This is a genomic window from Nitrosomonas sp. Nm84, from assembly GCF_003201565.1.
Taxonomy (GTDB): Bacteria; Pseudomonadota; Gammaproteobacteria; order Burkholderiales; family Nitrosomonadaceae; genus Nitrosomonas.
Genome location: NZ_QJJP01000014.1, coordinates 72449 through 90716, shown reverse-complemented (window position 1 = coordinate 90716; position 18268 = coordinate 72449). Strand labels below are relative to the sequence as shown.

Here is an 18268-nt window from a genome sequence, read left to right as displayed (position 1 = left end):
ACCTCTTTTGTTTTGATTGAGATTCGATACCTTTATCAAAACCGGTAACTCTCACTTTTGCAAGTGATGTGTCAGATCAAGTCGGAACTAATACATGTAGGTGCCGCTTCAGCGGCTCGCAAGCAGCTCCTTTGATGGGCTCCAGCGATAAGCCTCCGGCTCTGCCGGAGGTAATTTAACTTCTACGCCCAGCAAATCCCAGCAATCCCAGTCCAGCTAGCAGCATCAGGTAAGTAGAAGGCTCAGGGACAGGAGAAGGAAAAGAACCATATTCAATAACATATCCACTCGTTAAATTATGGGGAGCCGCACCCCAAAGACCTATGCCAGTCCAGTTAGTGCGAAGATAACCTTCCCCTATAAAATCTCTTGGCTCTCCATTTGCCCAATTCGTGTATGTAAAAAATCCAGGTACAATACCTCTTGATTCTGGTCCATCTCGCCATGTCCAACTAGTCGTGTGAGATCCTCCTCCAGCACCACTCAACCAAGCAACAGATCCTCCCGCAATATTATTTGATACAAACCAATTTTCACTTGCACTTGTGATGGTCGCAAGATACCCTTCCATACCGTTAAATGATGAACTGCGGGCGAGAGAAAATGCTTGGTCGACATTACATTAGTATCAATAAATTCATACCAATGCCCTGTATTACCCCATTGAATGGGTGTCGTCATTGCGCTAGTAGAGAATAAAAAGATTATTATTGTTACTAAACTGTTTAATGATTTCTTCATATCATCTTCTCCTTTAACTTGTTTTATTAAATAACAAAGCTCGGGATAAAGATAATAAACTGCTGAGTCTGATGTTACAAGAAAATATGCTGAGATGTACTGACGATAGATAGCCTTATTAATGAAACGCCTAGGCTATTGAAGGATAATCGCTTATGGTTGATTCTGGTGGGTTTTATTTACTGAGTATCTTGCTTAACGATTCAATTAATGAGGGATTGGCTTCGTCGCCAGGTTTAATACGTAAACTAATCGGGATTTCATAGCTGGATTCAATTTGAAGATAATCATCAACTTCAATCATCCACATCATGAAAAGCGCGTTTTGTATCTCAATCAGCTTCTCTACCGGTACACCGGTAAGTTTTGCACGCCGATTGACGCATTTATTACCTTTTATATTCATTGGAATCGAAATTAGTTGGAATTGGAATGCAAAATACTCAATAGCGATTATCTTTTTTCTCTGTCGTTACACCCAAGTCAATCATTACAAAAACAATTTACTTTGCATAAATCTGTATCAAGATCTAGGTATTATTGAAATTATCCAGTATGTGAATAAATTGTAAATATATTGTGAACTTTTTGTGAATGGTGATATCATATGTTTACAAAACTTTTTCATATTATTAATTAACTCATGTAAAGGATATTCTCATGAAAACATTTCAAGTGCTTTTTATGTCGGTAGTAATTATTAGTGGCGTTGTTTTTGGGATGCTGTCTGTGTTTGAATTACCAATGCCGTCAACTCTGATGGAATGGGTTGCTTCCGATATTATTCTTGGAGCCGTCCTTTATCTAGTCTATCTGGGTATTACGGGATTTGGCCCATCCAAAACTAAAGTGCGCCATACTTTGAAAAAAGTCACTGCATAATAATTCTTAAATCATATAGATTCAGGTACCCCCATCGCTTGCGGCGGGGGTATATTTCTTAGAAGTTCCAATTATCAGCTCGGATCGACGAGCAAGCCGTTCGGCTCCACCTATCGTATAAGTGATTTCCGTTGTTTCCGTGACCAGTTCAACCATCTGGTCGTATTGTTCTCATCCGAAGCCTACGCCATAACTTTCCGTATCCCGGTGTAAAACAGGGTGTGAAGCCTATCGTATTTTTTGATGTACTCCCGTCAGTTCAAGTATTCTATATAGGTTCTTGATAACCGCAGGTGCGATCGACCTAAATCTTCATCGATCCTCAGCAAGTTTAAGCGCGGTGCACTGACGATTGCTGTCTCAAAGTTCTAGTCAGAGACCTTTCCATTGAATGTCAGCTTCTGCAGATAGTAAAACCGTGCAGTGCGTTGGATATCTATCAACGTTTCTTTCGGGTGTCATTGGCTGCCATTGATATATTTCACAGCTAATTAACCCCCATCAGAACTGCCTGACAGACTCATCGAAGTGGTTTTTAACCACACGGCACATTGACCAGCTCGTCATGATGTGTCACAAATACTTATCTGAACACAAAGTTAAGCAGCATTCTGCTGTAACCCGAAGTCAGTGGTGATATATCCATTAGCTGAATGTAATCGCTCTCGGTTGTAAAACACTCCGATATATTCATGTTTAGCTTTTTTCCGAGAATGAGACATTTAATGACGGATTAATTCGGTTTTTTAAGGTATGAAAGAAGCTTTCTGATACGGCATGGTTTCAGCAATCACCCTTTTGACTTATACCATGCTGCTTTAGTAAATGTCGGTGATTTTTTGATGCATATTGGCTACCCAGGTGGGTATGTTATAACAAGCCTTTGTCAAGTTTACGTTTCCCGATAGCCATCTGGAGCGTATCGTTGACTAGCTGAGTTTTGAACTGAGGTCATTTTTAGTACCAAAAATTGAGAGAGATATTAATCTAGCTCACTCAATTAAGGAGACACTAAAATGGCCTCAGTTCAGGCACATCATTTGATTATGAAGTTTCAAAGCTTTTAATCAATCCGGACAAATGCTTTAACAATTCATTCTCTTTGTAAGGCTTACCTAAAAACACATTAACGCCTAAATCCTTGGCGATGTTTTGATGTTTTTCCGCGGTTCGTGATGAGATGATGATGATCGGGGTTTTGGCTGTTTGCGGGTTGGCGCGTACATTTTTTATGAGTTCAAAGCCATTCATTTTAGGCATTTCCAAATCAATCAGCATGACGTCTGGAATGGTTTCCTGAATTATTTCCATTGCTTCTGCACCATTCTTGGCGACCAGCACGTCACAGCCTTCGCGTTCCAGCAGACGGCAAGTGACTTTGCGCACGGTCAATGAATCATCCACCACCATGATGGTGGGTGTTTTCGTCGATTTCTTTTGAGTGGCAGCTGTCAATTTGGCAACAGGTGTGTTGAGAATTTTTTGTACGTCGTTGCGTTGCAACAATTTGACCGGATTCAGGATCAGAATGATTTCGCCGTCGCCGGCGATAGTAGCGCCTTCGACACCTGGGGCATGTGCAAGCTGCGCGCCGGTGTTTTTGATCACTACTTCGGTGCTGCTGATTAGTTCATTCACATGGATGGCAAGATATTGGGTGCCGCTATGCAGGAACAGCACTTGGCTGTGTTTGGTGATTTCCGGAATATGATCATCGGATTCGCCTAACAGATGGGATAGGTGGGAGAATGGATAAGTTTTTCCATTAAACGCAATGCGATGGTCTTGATAGGCTTTTTTTAGCGTATCCGGATCCAATTCCCGGTGATGTTCAACAATGAAAGCAGGAATTGCATAGACTTGTTTTGCGGCGCGTACCATCAGTGTTTGTGCCACAGACAGCATGAGCGGCAGATAGATCGTGAAGGTTGTACCGTGGCTGGCAACGGAATTGACACTGATGCGGCCACCCAGCATGGCAATTTCATTCTTGACGATATCCAGGCCGATGCCGCGGCCGGCAATTCCTGTGATGGAATCTGTCGTGGATAGGCCAGGCATGAAGATGAATGACATGATCTTGTCGTCATCAAGCGTTGCATTTTCTTGAACCAGACCGAGTCGTTGTGCTTCCTCGCGGATGCGCGGCAAATTCAGACCGCCGCCGTCGTCACTGAGGGTGATGATCACTTCATTGCTTTCTTGGCGCAATTGAACGGTTACTTGCCCGGTTTCAGGCTTTCCTGCCTGCAGCCGCTGTGCCGGTTCCTCAATGCCATGGGCGATGGCATTACGTAATAGATGCTCCAGGGGCGGGTTAATTTTTTCCAACACATTGCGGTCGATTTCAACGTCCGCGCCTTGGATTTCCAAATTGGCTTTTTTACCCATGTCTTCCGCCACTTGCCGGGCAATACGATAATAACGTTCGGCATAATTACTAAAGGGTATGGTACGAATCTGCAACAGGGATTGCTGGAGTTGGCGATTGATCACAGATTGTTGTGCAACAGCTTCTTCGGCGACATGATGCGTGGTGCGCAAGCTTTTTTGCACCGTGATGATGTCGTCAACACTTTCAGCCATCAGCCGCGTCAATTCCTGGAAGCGGGTGAAACGATCAAATTCAAGCGGATCCAGCGAATGCTCGTCATGCTGCTGCGCGAGGTGCGATTGCATGTGTGTTTCCGCTTGGATTTCAACTTCGCGTAACTGGTCGTGCAGGCGGTGGGTGCTTTCGGTAAGATCCTGCAATGATTGCTTGAAATTGTTGAGCTGCGCTTCAATTTTTGAACGTAGGGTACTGGCTTCGCCGGAATCATTCACCAGACGATCAATCAATTCGGCATTAATGCGCACAATAGTTTTGGCTTGCAGCGACTCTGTTTTGTCAGATGTTGGTGTGACCGTGTCGGCTGGCATATCAATTGCAGCCTGTTCGGTTGTAGCCGGAAGCGTTGTATTGCCTTGCAGTTGCTCAATCTTGCCACTGATGACATCAAACTCGGTTTCCAGTTGATCCAATGCAGAATCAGTAATATCGTGTGCACAGAAAGCCGATTCGACATGACTTTCCATGCCATGAATCAATTTACCTAACTGCAAGGCACCTACCATGCGGGCACTACCTTTCAACGTATGCAGCAGCCTCAATAACGCGTGCTGAATATCCTCATCACGTGGCAACATGCGCCAACCGCGTAATTTACCGCCAATTTGTGGAATGATATCTTGGGTTTCTTCAAGAAATACCGGGAGTAACTCTTGATTGATTTCGTCTTGCGCATCCACAATAAGTTGTGCAAATGGTATGGGGGCTGCGCTTACTTCGGTTGGCAGTGGTTTTGTCGGCACTGCCTGTTGTTCAGGTAGGGCTTCAAGTGACGCTGCAATGGCAGCTTCTTTGATGACCTCAGCTTGCGGTTGCGTGACTGGATGTACAGTTTCTTTCTCAAGAATCAGTTGTTGTGTTAATTGCAGCAATTCATCGGCATCAATCTTTGCGGCGCCGTGTTCGCGCAAGTTTTTGCACCACTGCTCATAGGCCCGATGTGCATGGGCGATTAGCTCGATGAGCTGTGTGGAAACAGGCCTGTTTTCAGTGAGCCAGTGCTCGAGAACTTGTTCCACGCGACTGGCCACTTCGCTCATGTCATCCAGCTTGACCATGCGGCCACTGCCTTTGAGGGTGTGAAAGGCTCGCCGCAAGTCAGCAAGTGCGTGTGGATCTGCGGGATTGTTTTGATAGTTGTGTAGATTACTGTCGATGCTTGCCAACACTTCGTCGACTTCTTCCAGGAAAACATCGAGTAGTTCTGGATCGATGGCTGTATCTGCCGCCTCGATGGGTTGTGTAGCGGTTTTTGTCGTTTTAACAAGCTCAGCAGAGATTGCTGGTGTCGGTAGCCGCGCGCTGCCAGGAATCATTGCGATTTCGAATAACGTGATGGCTTCTTCGATAATCTGGTAGCTGTCAGGTTGCCCGCTTCTGAACGCTTCGATGAAGAAAGCCAGGCTGCTTAACCCATCCACCAGCAGGATTTGTTCGGTTTCGGCAATTTCATAGTCGGGTTCCAGCAGTTTCTCCAGCAGACTCCAACAGAGATCCAATAACGTATTGGCGCGCTCCAAATCCAGCATGACCAGCGCGCCGGAAACTTGTTTGCGTAAGGCTGAAAGCGCAGATAGCTCGGAGCGTTGGGAAGGCTCAAAAAAGAATTTGTCGAGAATATTTTCGATTTGCTTCAGATTGGTCAGAATTTCTTGGGCAACTTGTGCCAATAATTCTTTTTCCTGCGTCCTGCTGTCGATTGCATTGAATGCCGGCCTATTCGGTAACTCATTACCTCGATTGTCTACCGTGATTTGATGCAGACGGGAAGCGAGCGTGTCGATCTGTTGCGGTAAATCCGCGGGTAAATTGTGAAAGTCATCGATGATACTTTCAACCAACAATAATGCCGTGGCCATTTCCATTGCCAACTCTTCGCTCGTATCTTGAGGTTGATCATGTAAATAAGCGACGGTATCGCCGATGACATTGATTAATCTTCCTAATGGCACACATTCAGTTTGCTGCGCCAGATGCCCGAGCCAGTCGGTGTATTCCAGTAATGAAACCAGACTTTCCTGATGCCCCGCACAAAACTCACGCCAGATATCGTTGGTTTGCATCAGCGTGCTACGCAACCTATCGAGGATGGGCTGCAAGTTTTCCGCTTGCTCCAGTGTTAACGTGTTTGTATCTGCTGTCTGGCCTGGCCACGCGTAGCTGTGTTTGATGTCGGTGATGCGTTGGCTGGTCGATTCGCTGTGGGCGATGTGATAGAGCAGTTCGCGCATGAGCATCGCAGTATTACTAGGCGTTTCGGCGGCAAGATGGCGGATGGTTTGTTCAATTTTTCCGCATAGGCGGCGGATGGAAAGATCGATTTGATTGCTTTCCTGCAGCAGTAGATCTTCCAGAAAACCGGCGGCTACCCACCAGAACGCGCGCTCTTCGGTGGTTCCAGGAAATTCTTCAATGCGATTGACCGCATTAGCCATTTGTTGCAAGCCATCTTTATTCGATGGATCCCTTAGCCACTTGAGCAATCCGGCCTGATATTCAGTGCCTATCTGCTTGGCCAGAATTTTTGCTACCGCTGCATCAATATGTGCTGCTTCAGCTTTCAATGCCGGGCTGACTGTTAGCCGAGGAAAGAACAGATCGCTTTCGGGCGCATTCTCAAATCCATAAACCTGCATCAAACTGCGATAAGTCGGAAACAAGCGCAACGGATTTTCTTCTTTACCGTCGATGAGCTCATTCAAATAGTAGAGTAATGCTTTATTGGATTGCTTCAGTGCATCGCAAATCTGTGGATTAGGCGCAATCTTCTTAGTGAGGAGTGCTTCTATGACTTGCTCCATTTTCTCGCTGACGACGGTAATGCTGCTTAGTCCCAGCATTTCAAGCAAGCCATCCAACTGATGAATGTAGTTCTTGCAATCTTTGAGCGGGTTAATTTTGTCCGGATGCTGGCTATATGCATCCAAGTTTTGATCAATCAAAGAGAAGACTTGATAAATCCCCTCCTTGATTCCGATAATCGAAGCAATATTAAGTTTTGGTTGGGCGCTCATTATTGAATACTATCAATCAATAGTCAGATTGAAAATAGCATTAGACTTTAAAATTAGATACTGAAGCTTTTAACTCGGATGCGAAACCTGTGATTTGTTTAACGGATGTTGTGGTTTGCCGGGTTCCTTCGGTATTTTGCCGGGTAATGTGAAGGATTTCTTCCATGTTGGCGACAACCTGATGTGCTGAACGCGTTTGGACGTTAGTGGCATCAAAAATATTGGTAACCAGTTGCGCCAGTTGTTTCGATACTCCCTCGATCTCCTCCAAAGCCCGTCCGGCCGCATCGGAGCGTTTAGCGCCTTGCATCACGCCCAGCGTGCTTCTTTCCATCGCGGCAATGGCATCCTGTGTATCACCCTGGATGGTGATGATTAATTCACTGATTTGTTTACTCGCTTCTGCTGATTTCTCGGCCAGGCGCTGGACCTCCTGCGCAATGACAGTAAAGCCTCGTCCTGCTTCACCGGCAGCGGTGGCCTGGAGTGCTGCGTTTAATGCCAGTACATTGGTTTGCTCGGTGATATCGGTGATCAACGCAACGATCTCACCGATTTCCTGTGAGCTTTCTCCCAGGCGTTTGATGCGCTTGGAAGTATCCTGAATGAAGGTGCGAATTTCATTCATGCCGGTGATGGATTCACGTACCGCAAGCGTGCCTTTTTCCGCAGTCGCCAGCGATTGTTTGGCGACTTTGGCGGATTCCGTCGCCATATCCGATACTTCAGTGATGGATCCAGTCATGCCCAACACGGCGATGGTGGTTTCCTCAATTTTTGCGGATTGTTGTTGTGCAGCGGTTAATAAGCCGGATGAAACCTGTTGCGCTTGGTTGGATGCGCGAACAACCAGTGCGCTTGCCTGATTCACCTGCTCCACCAGCGTATGTAATTCTTCGATGGTGCAATTGATGGCGTCGGCAATGGCGCCGGTCATATGATGGGTGATGTCCGTGCGCACGGTCAGATCGCCATCGGCGATTCTTTTCATGTCGTTGAGCAGCGTCTGAATGGCTCTGCGCGCTGTTTCAATTTCATTTCGACTCACTAATTCTTGTTTGCGCACGTTCTGACGTAACGATCTGGCGAAAAAGATAGCGGTAATGATCAATCCTGCGCTCAAGGCATAAATCAGGTTATTGAGTAAAGATACCGTGTGCGTGGCCTGTGCTTGGACTGCATGGTCAAATTCTTTGATCATATCCAGCGTCGCATCATTGTTGTCCATGATTTGATGAACGGCCGATTGCGCCGCCATGGCCGGTGCAATTTCCTTTTCAATGATATTCAGATGATCATCGAATTTTCTCATCAACGCGTACACGTGCGACAGTAAATCCTGAATGGTTTCATCTTTGTCTGAGGCTGCCCCCAGTCCATTACTACCTTGGCTGAGGATTTGTATAATGGTTGAGATTTGTGCGTGATCCTGAGCGAGTTGCGCAGAGATTTCAGCCAGTAATAGTTCGTTAGGAAAAATGGCCTGAATATTTCTTGACGCGCTGTGTGCATGAATTCTGATGCTTTCTATCGTTTTGATCTCGTGCGACAGATTCCCGATTTCTATCATGCGGCTGATTAGTGCTTCGATGCGCTTGGTTAGATGACTATGGGTAGTGATGATTACTCGCGTACTTCCGGCCAGTTTAGTCAGAGATTCTTGATGACTCAGAATCCAATCAATTTTTTTGGCCGCAAGCTGCCAGTTGTTATGATAGGCCTCCAGGTTTGAAGAAAGCGTAAGATCGGATAACGGTGAAATTTTTTCATGGCGATAGATGCCGCCCTGAAATAGTAACGTGAGGTACTGATTGAGCTGGTATTGATTGTCTTGTAACTGTTTAAACGCAGTGGCGCTGCCGCTGAGTGCTTGTTGCGCAGTTCTTGGTAGCTGCAAATGCTGTATCTGTAGCTGTGAAATCAGCGCGGATTGTGTAGCGCTTTGCCTAGTTTTTTGTTCACTGATGCTGACTGCGATCAACAAAAACAACATGAGAAGCATCAGCGCGGCGCCTGATATCCAATTATTATCCGGCAGGATGGCGTGCTTTGAGACATTCTTCTTCACCGGTAGTGTAATAACCGGCAAGTTTGTTTTGATTGCGGCGATACCCGTCGTTAGTCTAAATTTAGAAAAAGGCTCTTCCATCGGTTTCTCCAGGCACAATAGCGGCTTATTTGAACTTCGAATACCTTTGACACAATAACTTGAGTGTCATCAGGCCGTAGCATAGCCGCTATAGCTGGTAGTCAAAAACAGAATAAGACCTGGAAACAGATGTCTTTTAGGTGTTGATATTTCCAGCGGACCGCTGAACTTATGCGAGGAATAATTGATACGCGGGATTCTTGGTTTCGTCCCAATAACGGTAGCCCAATTGATTCAGGAACGCTTTGAAGTTGGATTTTTCCTCGGGGGGAACCTGGATGCCGATCAGCACGCGACCATAGTCGGCGCCATGATTACGATAATGAAACAGGCTGATATTCCAGTTGTGGCTCATGTTGTTGAGGAAATTCATCAGTGCGCCGGGGCGGTCCGGAAATTCAAAGCGATACAGAATCTCATTCTTTACTTCATGGGCGTGCCCGCCGACTAAATGGCGGATATGCAGTTTGGCCATTTCATTGTTGCTCAGATCTTCGGTTGCCAAACCGCTCTGCCTGAGCTCGTTGATCATTTTTTGCGTTTCTTCCTGATTGCGTACCGACACGCCGACAAAAACATGCGCCACTTTCGGATCGGCATAGCGGTAGTTAAACTCAGTAATGCTTTTTGCACCCAGTAAATTGCAGAATTTCTTGAAACTGCCCGGTGCTTCCGGGATCGTTACCGACACCACCGCTTCGCGTTGTTCGCCGATTTCCGCGCGCTCAGAAATATGGCGCAAGCGGTCAAAATTCATATTCGCGCCGGAAGCAATGGCAACCAACGTTTTATGCAAAATATTTTCGCGCGCAACATAGGCTTTGACGCCGGCCACCGCAAGTGCGCCGGAAGGCTCCAGAATCGTGCGGGTATCTTCGAACACATCCTTAATTGCGGCGCAAATGGCATCGGTATCGACCAGAATCACTTCGTCGACCAGCTCGCGGCATAATTGGAAAGTTTCCTTGCCGACATGTCGCACTGCCACGCCATCAGCAAATAAACCGACTTGCGCCAGCTTGATACGGCGGCCGCTTTGCAATGAACGGTACATAGCATCCGAATCGACCGGCTCGACACCGATGATCTTGATCTTTGGGTAAAGCCGTTTCACATAAGCCGCTATGCCGGCGATCAATCCGCCGCCGCCAATCGGCACAAAAATGGCATGGATCTGACCTGTATGCTGGCGCAAAATTTCCATGCCGACGGTGCCTTGGCCAGCGATGACATCCGGATCATCGTATGGATGAACAAACGTGACTTGCTCATCTTTAGCCAGTGTGATCGCATGTTCGTAAGCATCGTTATATGAATCGCCGTGCAATGCGACCGTGGCACCCCGCGCCATGACTGCGTTCACTTTGATTTGCGGCGTGGTAACCGGCATCACGATGGTGGCGGAGCAGTTCAATTTGCTGGCAGCCAGCGCCACACCCTGCGCATGATTGCCGGCGGAAGCGGCAATGACACCACGGTTACGCATCGCAGGTGTCAACTTGATCATCTTGTTATACGCGCCGCGCAACTTGAATGAAAAAACCTGCTGCAAATCTTCTCGCTTTAGTAACACCTGATTATGGATGCGCCCGGATAAGTTGACGACATGATCCAACGGGCTCTCGATCGCGACATCATAAACTTGTGCGGTCAGTATTCTTTCAAGGTAATTGTTTTTCATAGCGGGAAGTGGGTAAATCCAGGCAATAGTCTAATCCGGAACTGGAAAGGGGATTTTATCACGATCAAGGATGATATGAGTTTTGTTACCATGATGTGGGTATCGCTACTTCGTCTGCTCTGAACAATTTTATTTTGCTGATAGTCGGGCACAAGCGCACGAGAATTAAGGCGAGAAGAAGCCGCAGCTTCCTCAGAATCATCCGCTGGCTGTGTACGCAACCGCAGAGTATGGCATAAACGGCATCGCCTTCCGTGCAGAGCCAGTTCCTACGAAAGCGATTGTCGTTTGCCAGTCCATGACGGGAGTGATCAAAAGTCTATAGCTTATTTATGAAGTTCTGCATGCCTCAGTTGGCTATATTGATTCTTCATGCTGGTTAACAGGTATGCAGCGACAACATCATCCAATGTATTAAAAAAGGCGTTTTCCCCAAATAATTTTAGTATTTTTTGTTGCATATCTTCATCGGGATCGTTTTGCATTTGAGAAATGACCAAACGAATTTCTTTTTTTCTCAGCAAACTGGAAAGAGACTTCAAAGTTTCTATCGCAGTATAGTCTGCATTAGAAATTGCGGAAGCATCGATACAAAACCAGCGTAATGGTGGATTCTGGACCTGTATAAGCGCTTCTATTTCTCTGGATAGTTGTGGTGCGTTAGCGTAATAGACATTGTGCGTGAAACGGTAAATCATTAGTCCTGGAACAGCTTGAATTTTACTGGCTACTGGGTGAGTAACCCAACGACCGTCTTCGGTATACTCTAGTACGATATTTTTTGGTCGGTAACCGTGCCTAGTATGTTCGATGAGCGAAAGTGCCATTGCTAGCAGAACGCCTTGCTCGATCCCAACAAATACGACCATTAGCATCGTAATGATTGCTACCCAGAACTCCGATGGTTGTTCTTGAAAGATATCCATCATTTTACGGAATTTGATCAAATTAATCCCTGTCAAAAAAACAATGACTGCTAAGACAGATTCAGGCATGTAAGCCAGTGGCTCGGTCAGAAAGAGCAAAACCAATATAACGACGCCAGCCGATACTAGATGTGTTAGCTGAGTACGACCGCCTGCGTTATCCACAATTTGGGTTTTCGTAGGGCTACCGGCCACTACAAACGTTCCGGATAAACCAGCACCGATATTCGCTAGCGCCAAACCATCCAGGTCGGCGTTCTGATCGAGCGACTGATTGTGACGTGCAGCATAAATACGTGAAGTCGCAACACTTTGGGCAAGGACAACGAGAAACATAGAAAAAGCGATAGGAAAGAGCTTATGAATAAGATCCCAGCTCCAATTAATTTGCGGCAATGAGAAATGAGGTAGGCCACTTGGAATAGAACCGACAAGATGCATAGAAGCACCAAAGTTGAAAATCCAGCTTGCAGTTATGGCACCGATGATGGCGACCAGAGCACCAGGAAAGCGCTCCGAGATCTTTTTTGTGCCTAAGATAAACATGAGTACTGCTAGCGCAACACCCAGTGCGCTGTAATTGATCTGATCAACTTGCTGTATATCAAGCCAGATTTGCTGTAGCGTTCCATGACTTCCTCCTTGGAAGCCCAGCATGTTTGAGATCTGCCCCGATGCTACTTGTATGCCTACGCCCGTCAGAAAACCAATAAGCACTGACCGTGACAAGAAATCGGCCAAGAAAGCTAAACCGATAATTCGCGCCAAAATCATAAAAGCTGCAACCATAAGAGCAAGAACTCCAGCGAGCGCCAAATATTCATCAGTTCCGGTGCTCGCAATACCAATGAGACCGGCAGCAAGAATGGCTGCCGTCGCCGAATCTGCACCGACTACTAATAAACGTGATCCTCCCACCAGTGCAAACAATAGTGCCGGCAGAAGCATTGTGTAGAGTCCGGTGATAACCGGAGTACCGGCAATATTTGAATACCCTATATTCACTGGTATCGCTAAAGCAGCGAGCGTAAATCCGGCAATAATTTCAGCTGGAACTTGAGGAATCTTGATTGGTAACAGAGCTTGACCAATTTTAAAGAAGGGTAATTTGGGAAATTCTTTTTTCACAGGTGTTATAAAACTACGGTAGATCTATTAATAAAGCACTCCATCGTAACTAGCTGAGTTTCTTATTTTAATATAATAGTTGAATGAGTCGTCCCGGCTTTTCTGGAGATTTTTGTGTTTGAGTCAAGCTGCATCAGCTGGCTCCTTCAGTTGGCGATAATATGTTATTTTGGATTCAGCCGGTGGAATATTTCCAATCGACTCCAACAAGTCGGCGATTGTTGAACCAATCACAACCTATTATCAATGTTGCGCCAAGAGCTGCGATGTCGGAATGACTTCTGTCTTCTACAATCCGTTAGTCGTTTCAGCAAGCAAATTATCACAAGAATCATCGATATTGCCAACAGAAGCATCAACTTCAATACTGAATTCTTATCGATAGCAATGAGGCCCTTATGACATTAAGTGAGCAAGACCATTAACGAATTGATCAATCATCAGTTTATTGGAATCGATTGGAAATATTCTACCGGCTGAATCCAAAATAACATATTATCGCCAACTGAAGGAGCTAGCTGATGCAGTTTGATTTCAAACCTAATAGCTTCCGGAAAACCTAAATCGCTTCAAGCTGGCAGACCACTGAAGTTTTTAATACAAAAATTAGGAGCAATCGATAATGAAAATAATTTCTTTAACTACGAATAAAATAAGCCTTAGTTCTTCAATTCTAGTTTTTGTACTGATCGCATTAACTACGGCATCCACTGTTTTTGCAGAAAGCACAGATGAGAATATGAAAATTCTGCAAGAAAAAATTGCTGCCGATAAAAAATTATTAGTTGCAGAAAATATGGATTTAACAGATGCCGATGCAAAGAATTTTTGGCCAATTTATGATAACTACCAAAAGGATTTACAAAAAATCAACGATCGTTTGGCTAAGTTACTCAATGAATATGCGATAGTCTATAATACTAATACCGTAACAAACGAGAAAGCTAGGCAATTACTTGACGAGGCAATTAAAGTAGAGTTAGCAGAAATTCAATTGAAACAATCTTATATTCCCAAAATTGCCAAGGTTCTTTCCGGTGTAAAAACAGTTCGCTATATTCAAATAGAAAATAAAATCAGAGCTCTTACCCGTTATGAGATTTCCGAAATGATTCCATTGGTGGTGGAAGGCAAAGCCTATTAAAACAGATTTCCTTGCAACAAATATTAGGAACATCATTCAACCCGAGCCGTACAGAATGCCTATACATGGATTAAAAATAGTATAGCAATTCTTACGATCAACTCGGTGGCGGCATGCCACAAGAAACCTGCCACGTTGGCGCTAACCAGTCTGCTATGATTAATTTGTTTTTTATGAAAATGTGATCATAAGTCGATGAATAGTTTGATGCTTGTCTTGCGGTGGTCGACATAATTGCATGAGAATTAAGTAAGAAGAAACCGCAGCCTCCTCAAAATCATCCGCAGGCTGTGTTCGCAACCGCAGAGCATGGCATAAAAGGTATCGCCTTCTGTGCCTTGCAGCCAGTTTCTGCGAAAGCTCCCATCTTTTTTATATGCCCGATTGTCAGTTTGATGGCTCTGCGCCGCCGAATATCTCGCTTCAGCTGCGCACAGTGATACTGAGCCTGAGTTTGCGGTGATAGGCTTTGATCCCAAGCCGGGACGGTTGCACTGCCATAATAGCTTGGACCAATGACTATTCCTATCTCTTCATCCGATAGGGCAGAGGTGTGTTGCAGATACAGTAATCTAGCTACCAGACGAGGCTCAATCGCAGGCGGCCACGATGCTGCGATGAAAAAAACCAGTCCATTCGCGCTAACCAGTTCGTACAGCCATTGGCGGAATAAATTATCACTCTTTGGCGCACGGCTTTGGTTTCAGTAACTCTCGTTAAATTTGCGAGAAATTGCAGTAAGCTTGCCAAAACCGGTGAATTTAATTACACAAAACTAAAACACTATCGATTGTTCAAATCGGACGGATTATATTCACCCATCATTTTTTATCGAAATGTAAAGAAAAGGTGCTTGCTCTCATCATTCATTTTAGCCATCTGAGACATCTCAGCATCATTAACTACACCATTTTTTGTGATAACTTCCACTGCGACATGGCGCAAGCGCAGTTCGATCGGCGCATGATTCGGTGAATCGGGCAATTTAGACTCAATTTTGGCCACATCCTCGGCGGAAAAACTGTTAGGGCTTCGTATCACAGCACGGATAATCGTTTTTCCAGATTCCATAGCAATCCGTGTTTCACTTACATACGCGCCAGGATACGAGCGCATTTCTCTCGCCAATACATTACGAATCTTTGTTTCAAAGGTAATACTGTCAACCAGTAATTTGGTGTTGGTGCCGAGCGTTACAAACAATAGAATTAATAGCAAAATAGTGATGCCATTGAGCCAGATGACTTTGTTGTTGCTATAGAAGCGGTCAACAACCTTATGGAAACCACATAGCCACAGCACAATAGATGAGGAAAATTGAATTGCGATGATATTAGTGCCGGTCAGCAAATAAGCTCCAAATGCATGTTCCCAATCACCACGGGCGATAAAAATCATTCCGGTACATAATGGTGGAACCAGAGCGGTTGCAATTGCAACACCGACAATCGCGTTGGGAATGCGCGGAGAAATCACCGCATACGCTCCGACAGCACCACCAGCGAGTGCGATCATTAAGTCTAAATAATTGGGATTGGTTCTTGCCAGCATCTCACTGCTTATTGGCATGTCGTAATGGATCATGCCAATAACAAAAGCGCATAGCGCAACAATACCTACACCACCAGCCAACGATAATGAAGATTTCTTAAATAATGCGTAATCTCCATCAACCAGTGATAGCGACAAACCGGCAATGGGGCCTAACAACATAGCGACTAGCATGGCACCAATCACACCCGATACGCTGCCTGCCAGTAATGCATAGCTTGCAATAATTCCTGCCAGGGCGTTCATAATGATATAAGGCTGGTCAAACTGTGCATCAATTACGATAGCTTTGCGTATATCTAGAGCTTCGCCCGCTGATAAGGTTGAATTATTTTCTTGCACGATAGAATTCTTCATTAGTTATATTATTTGCAATAATAAATCAATTTATACAACAACCGAAGGTTTTTTAGAGGTATTTGTAAATAATGGAATGAGTATGCAACACTGAGGCACACTAAATTCCACGGTAATCGCAAAACAAAAATAATGGGGTGGGCGCGGCCACTGCACTGCGCGGTATCGAAGTGTCAAAGTAATAGTGCAATAAAGCCCGTCGAACTAGCTTTTAGCAATCAGTTTTTTTGTCCAATCTGTGCTAACGAGGTACAGTTATTATTTCTCTCTCTCTCTCGTATTATATCAGTTGAATCCGTGTCACGACTTAAGATAAACTGGGTCTCGTTTTTCAAGTTAAGAAGAATGACCGTAGCAAGAATGCTGTAAAAGCCATTGAGTCTAAAGTTAATTTTTAAAAGGAGTGGTGGTCAAATGGCAAAGATTTTATGTGTACTTTATCCCGATCCGGAAACCGGATATCCACCTAAATACTCTCGCGATACTATTCCCGTAATTACACATTATGCCAATGGGCAAACTGCCCCGACACCGAAAGGGTCGCTAGGATTCAAGCCAGGTGAACTCTTAGGATCAGTTTCTGGCGCACTCGGCCTTCGCAACTATGCAGAGGGACATGGCCACGAACTCATCGTGATTAGTGATAAGGATGGCCCGGACTCGGAGTTTGAAAAGTTTCTTCCCGAAGCGGAAGTCGTCATTTCGCAACCGTTCTGGCCTGCATATTTGACAAAAGAACGCATCGCTAAGGCAACAAAATTGAAAATAGCGATTACTGCGGGTATCGGCTCCGACCATGTCGATCTCGAGGCTGCAGCTCGTGCTGGTATCACCGTCGCCGAAGTAACCGGATCAAACAGTATCAGCGTGGCAGAGCATGTGGTGATGATGGTTTTATCGCTCGCACGCAATTATTTGCCATCGCATGAGATTGCCATTCGTGGCGGTTGGGATATCGCGGATTGCGTTTCCCGCAGCTACGATATTGAAGGTATGCACTTTGGTGCGATTGCGGCAGGCAGAATTGGTTTGGCTGTACTGCGTAGACTAAAACCTTTCGACTTGAACTTGCATTATACCGACGTTCATCGTCTTAATCCGGAGGTGGAGAAGGAACTGGGACTTACGTATCATCCCGATGCAGAATCGCTCGTACGCGCAGTCGATATCGTTAATCTTCAAATGCCGCTCTATCCCTCAACCGAGCATTTTTTCAATGACGAGATGTTTGCTAAAATGAAACGTGGTGCCTACCTTATTAATTGTGCTCGCGGTAAGCTGGTTGAGCGTGATGCCGTTGTAAGGGCGCTTGAGTCCGGTCAACTCGCGGGCTACGCTGGCGATGTCTGGTTTCCCCAGCCGGCGCCTTCAGATCATCCGTGGCGGACTATGCCTTTCAATGGCATGACTCCGCATATGTCTGGTACTTCGCTTTCCGCTCAAGCACGCTATGCGGCGGGTACATTGGAAATACTGGAATCCTATTTCGATGGCACATCCATCCGCGAGGAATACCTCATTGTTAAGAACGGAGAGCTTGCTGGAACAGGAGCAAAATCCTACAAACTAACTTGATATGTGTCCGCCTTATGTCGCGAGGGCTTTCACACCTGGCGAGCACGTCTCTTAGTGCTTGGCGCAGTGTATGCAGGTTTGTAGTTTTGCGTCAGTCATATTCCTTCCCCTTTAAATAGAACGTAATGTGTTTGTTCAAAGAGGATGGTTCCACGAAGCTGGCAACGGCACTTATGTTACCGGCATGCATTTCCGTAAACCATTACCGAGCGATTCAATGAAGATGCCGATCAGATATTGACTCCTATCATCTTCTTCAAGTGCCATGGTGAAATTTAAGCCACCTGAATTGCTGAAATAACCTGATATGTACTTTCCGCTTAGGAATGAATGCGCTATAGTGAATCTTTAAGTTCACATGGCACTGCGGGCTTGGTAGACCGCTGAAAAACTATCTGCGCTGCCGCTACAGTGTTAAAAACAGGCTCAAGATGCTCGTTTATCATACATAAACTGCGCTTTTTCGCCTGTTTTTGCTTTGCATCGACTGCTTCGGATACATTTTCAGC

At 45.4% G+C, this 18268-nt stretch carries 11 protein-coding genes and 1 pseudogene; 3 read left to right on the top strand and 9 right to left on the bottom strand.

What is annotated here, in order from left to right; all coding sequences use genetic code 11:
* Positions 1 to 175 precede the first annotated feature (175 nt).
* The 3 genes from C8R34_RS17265 to C8R34_RS08920 all read right to left on the bottom strand — a co-directional run bounded on the left by C8R34_RS17265 (position 176) and on the right by C8R34_RS08920 (position 1147).
* Positions 176 to 571: a C-type lectin domain-containing protein gene (locus tag C8R34_RS17265; RefSeq protein WP_110339945.1), complete on the bottom strand. Its 396-nt coding sequence runs from the start codon at positions 569 to 571 to the stop codon at positions 176 to 178.
* Positions 484 to 741 carry a hypothetical protein gene (locus tag C8R34_RS16465; RefSeq protein ID WP_165872544.1) on the bottom strand — a complete coding sequence of 86 codons (258 nt, stop codon included), beginning with the start codon at positions 739 to 741 and terminating at the stop codon, positions 484 to 486. The genes C8R34_RS17265 and C8R34_RS16465 overlap by 88 nt, the downstream gene beginning before the upstream one ends.
* Before the next feature lie 175 nt (positions 742 to 916).
* Complete coding sequence (locus tag C8R34_RS08920) at positions 917 to 1147, bottom strand: hypothetical protein (protein ID WP_110339943.1); 231 nt, start codon at positions 1145 to 1147, stop codon at positions 917 to 919.
* Between the two features lie 254 nt (positions 1148 to 1401).
* On the opposite strand from C8R34_RS08920, the gene C8R34_RS08915 reads away from it, so the two are divergent.
* Positions 1402 to 1623 (top strand): C4-dicarboxylate ABC transporter, encoded by a 222-nt coding sequence (locus C8R34_RS08915; protein ID WP_110339941.1) that lies wholly within the window; start codon positions 1402 to 1404, stop codon positions 1621 to 1623.
* 1044 nt (positions 1624 to 2667) lie between these two features.
* On the opposite strand, the gene C8R34_RS08910 is transcribed toward C8R34_RS08915, so the two are convergent.
* The 5 genes and pseudogenes from C8R34_RS08910 to C8R34_RS08895 form a co-directional block, all read right to left on the bottom strand.
* Entirely contained in the window at positions 2668 to 7248 is a 4581-nt protein-coding gene (locus tag C8R34_RS08910; RefSeq protein ID WP_110339939.1) for an Hpt domain-containing protein, read from the bottom strand.
* A 40-nt stretch (positions 7249 to 7288) separates the two neighbouring features.
* Positions 7289 to 9397 carry a methyl-accepting chemotaxis protein gene (locus C8R34_RS08905; protein WP_110339937.1) on the bottom strand — a complete coding sequence of 703 codons (2109 nt, stop codon included), beginning with the start codon at positions 9395 to 9397 and terminating at the stop codon, positions 7289 to 7291.
* Positions 9398 to 9566: 169 nt separating this feature from the next.
* Positions 9567 to 11078, bottom strand: a complete 1512-nt coding sequence (gene ilvA / locus C8R34_RS08900) for a threonine ammonia-lyase, biosynthetic (protein ID WP_110339935.1) — start codon at positions 11076 to 11078, stop codon at positions 9567 to 9569.
* 85 nt (positions 11079 to 11163) lie between these two features.
* A pseudogene (locus C8R34_RS17005) lies at positions 11164 to 11373 on the bottom strand (hypothetical protein); the annotation flags it as partial.
* Positions 11374 to 11404: 31 nt separating this feature from the next.
* Positions 11405 to 13132, bottom strand: coding sequence for a SulP family inorganic anion transporter (locus C8R34_RS08895; protein WP_110339933.1), 1728 nt, complete (start codon positions 13130 to 13132; stop codon positions 11405 to 11407).
* 622 nt (positions 13133 to 13754) lie between these two features.
* Between C8R34_RS08895 and C8R34_RS08890 the strand changes: the two genes are divergently transcribed.
* Positions 13755 to 14276: a hypothetical protein gene (locus C8R34_RS08890; RefSeq protein ID WP_110339931.1), complete on the top strand. Its 522-nt coding sequence runs from the start codon at positions 13755 to 13757 to the stop codon at positions 14274 to 14276.
* Between the two features lie 828 nt (positions 14277 to 15104).
* Here the strand turns inward: C8R34_RS08890 and C8R34_RS08885 are convergent.
* On the bottom strand, positions 15105 to 16184 hold the full coding sequence (locus tag C8R34_RS08885; protein ID WP_110339929.1) for a DUF389 domain-containing protein: 1080 nt from the start codon (positions 16182 to 16184) through the stop codon (positions 15105 to 15107).
* Between the two features lie 414 nt (positions 16185 to 16598).
* On the opposite strand from C8R34_RS08885, the gene C8R34_RS08880 reads away from it, so the two are divergent.
* On the top strand, positions 16599 to 17759 hold the full coding sequence (locus C8R34_RS08880) for an NAD-dependent formate dehydrogenase (RefSeq protein WP_110339927.1): 1161 nt from the start codon (positions 16599 to 16601) through the stop codon (positions 17757 to 17759).
* Positions 17760 to 18268: the final 509 nt, after the last annotated feature.

Bases quoted from the DNA above. Each gene is read 5' to 3' on its own strand.
- C8R34_RS17265 (WP_110339945.1), bottom strand. From the start codon at position 571: ATGGAAGGGTATCTTGCGACCATCACAAGTGCAAGTGAAAATTGGTTT.
- C8R34_RS08920 (WP_110339943.1), bottom strand. From the start codon at position 1,147: ATGAATATAAAAGGTAATAAATGCGTCAATCGGCGTGCAAAACTTACC.
- C8R34_RS08885 (WP_110339929.1), bottom strand. From the start codon at position 16,184: ATGAAGAATTCTATCGTGCAAGAAAATAATTCAACCTTATCAGCGGGC.
- ilvA (WP_110339935.1), bottom strand. From the start codon at position 11,078: ATGAAAAACAATTACCTTGAAAGAATACTGACCGCACAAGTTTATGAT.
- C8R34_RS16465 (WP_165872544.1), bottom strand. From the start codon at position 741: ATGAAGAAATCATTAAACAGTTTAGTAACAATAATAATCTTTTTATTC.
- C8R34_RS08905 (WP_110339937.1), bottom strand. From the start codon at position 9,397: ATGGAAGAGCCTTTTTCTAAATTTAGACTAACGACGGGTATCGCCGCA.
- C8R34_RS08880 (WP_110339927.1), top strand. From the start codon at position 16,599: ATGGCAAAGATTTTATGTGTACTTTATCCCGATCCGGAAACCGGATAT.
- C8R34_RS08915 (WP_110339941.1), top strand. From the start codon at position 1,402: ATGAAAACATTTCAAGTGCTTTTTATGTCGGTAGTAATTATTAGTGGC.
- C8R34_RS08910 (WP_110339939.1), bottom strand. From the start codon at position 7,248: ATGAGCGCCCAACCAAAACTTAATATTGCTTCGATTATCGGAATCAAG.
- C8R34_RS08890 (WP_110339931.1), top strand. From the start codon at position 13,755: ATGAAAATAATTTCTTTAACTACGAATAAAATAAGCCTTAGTTCTTCA.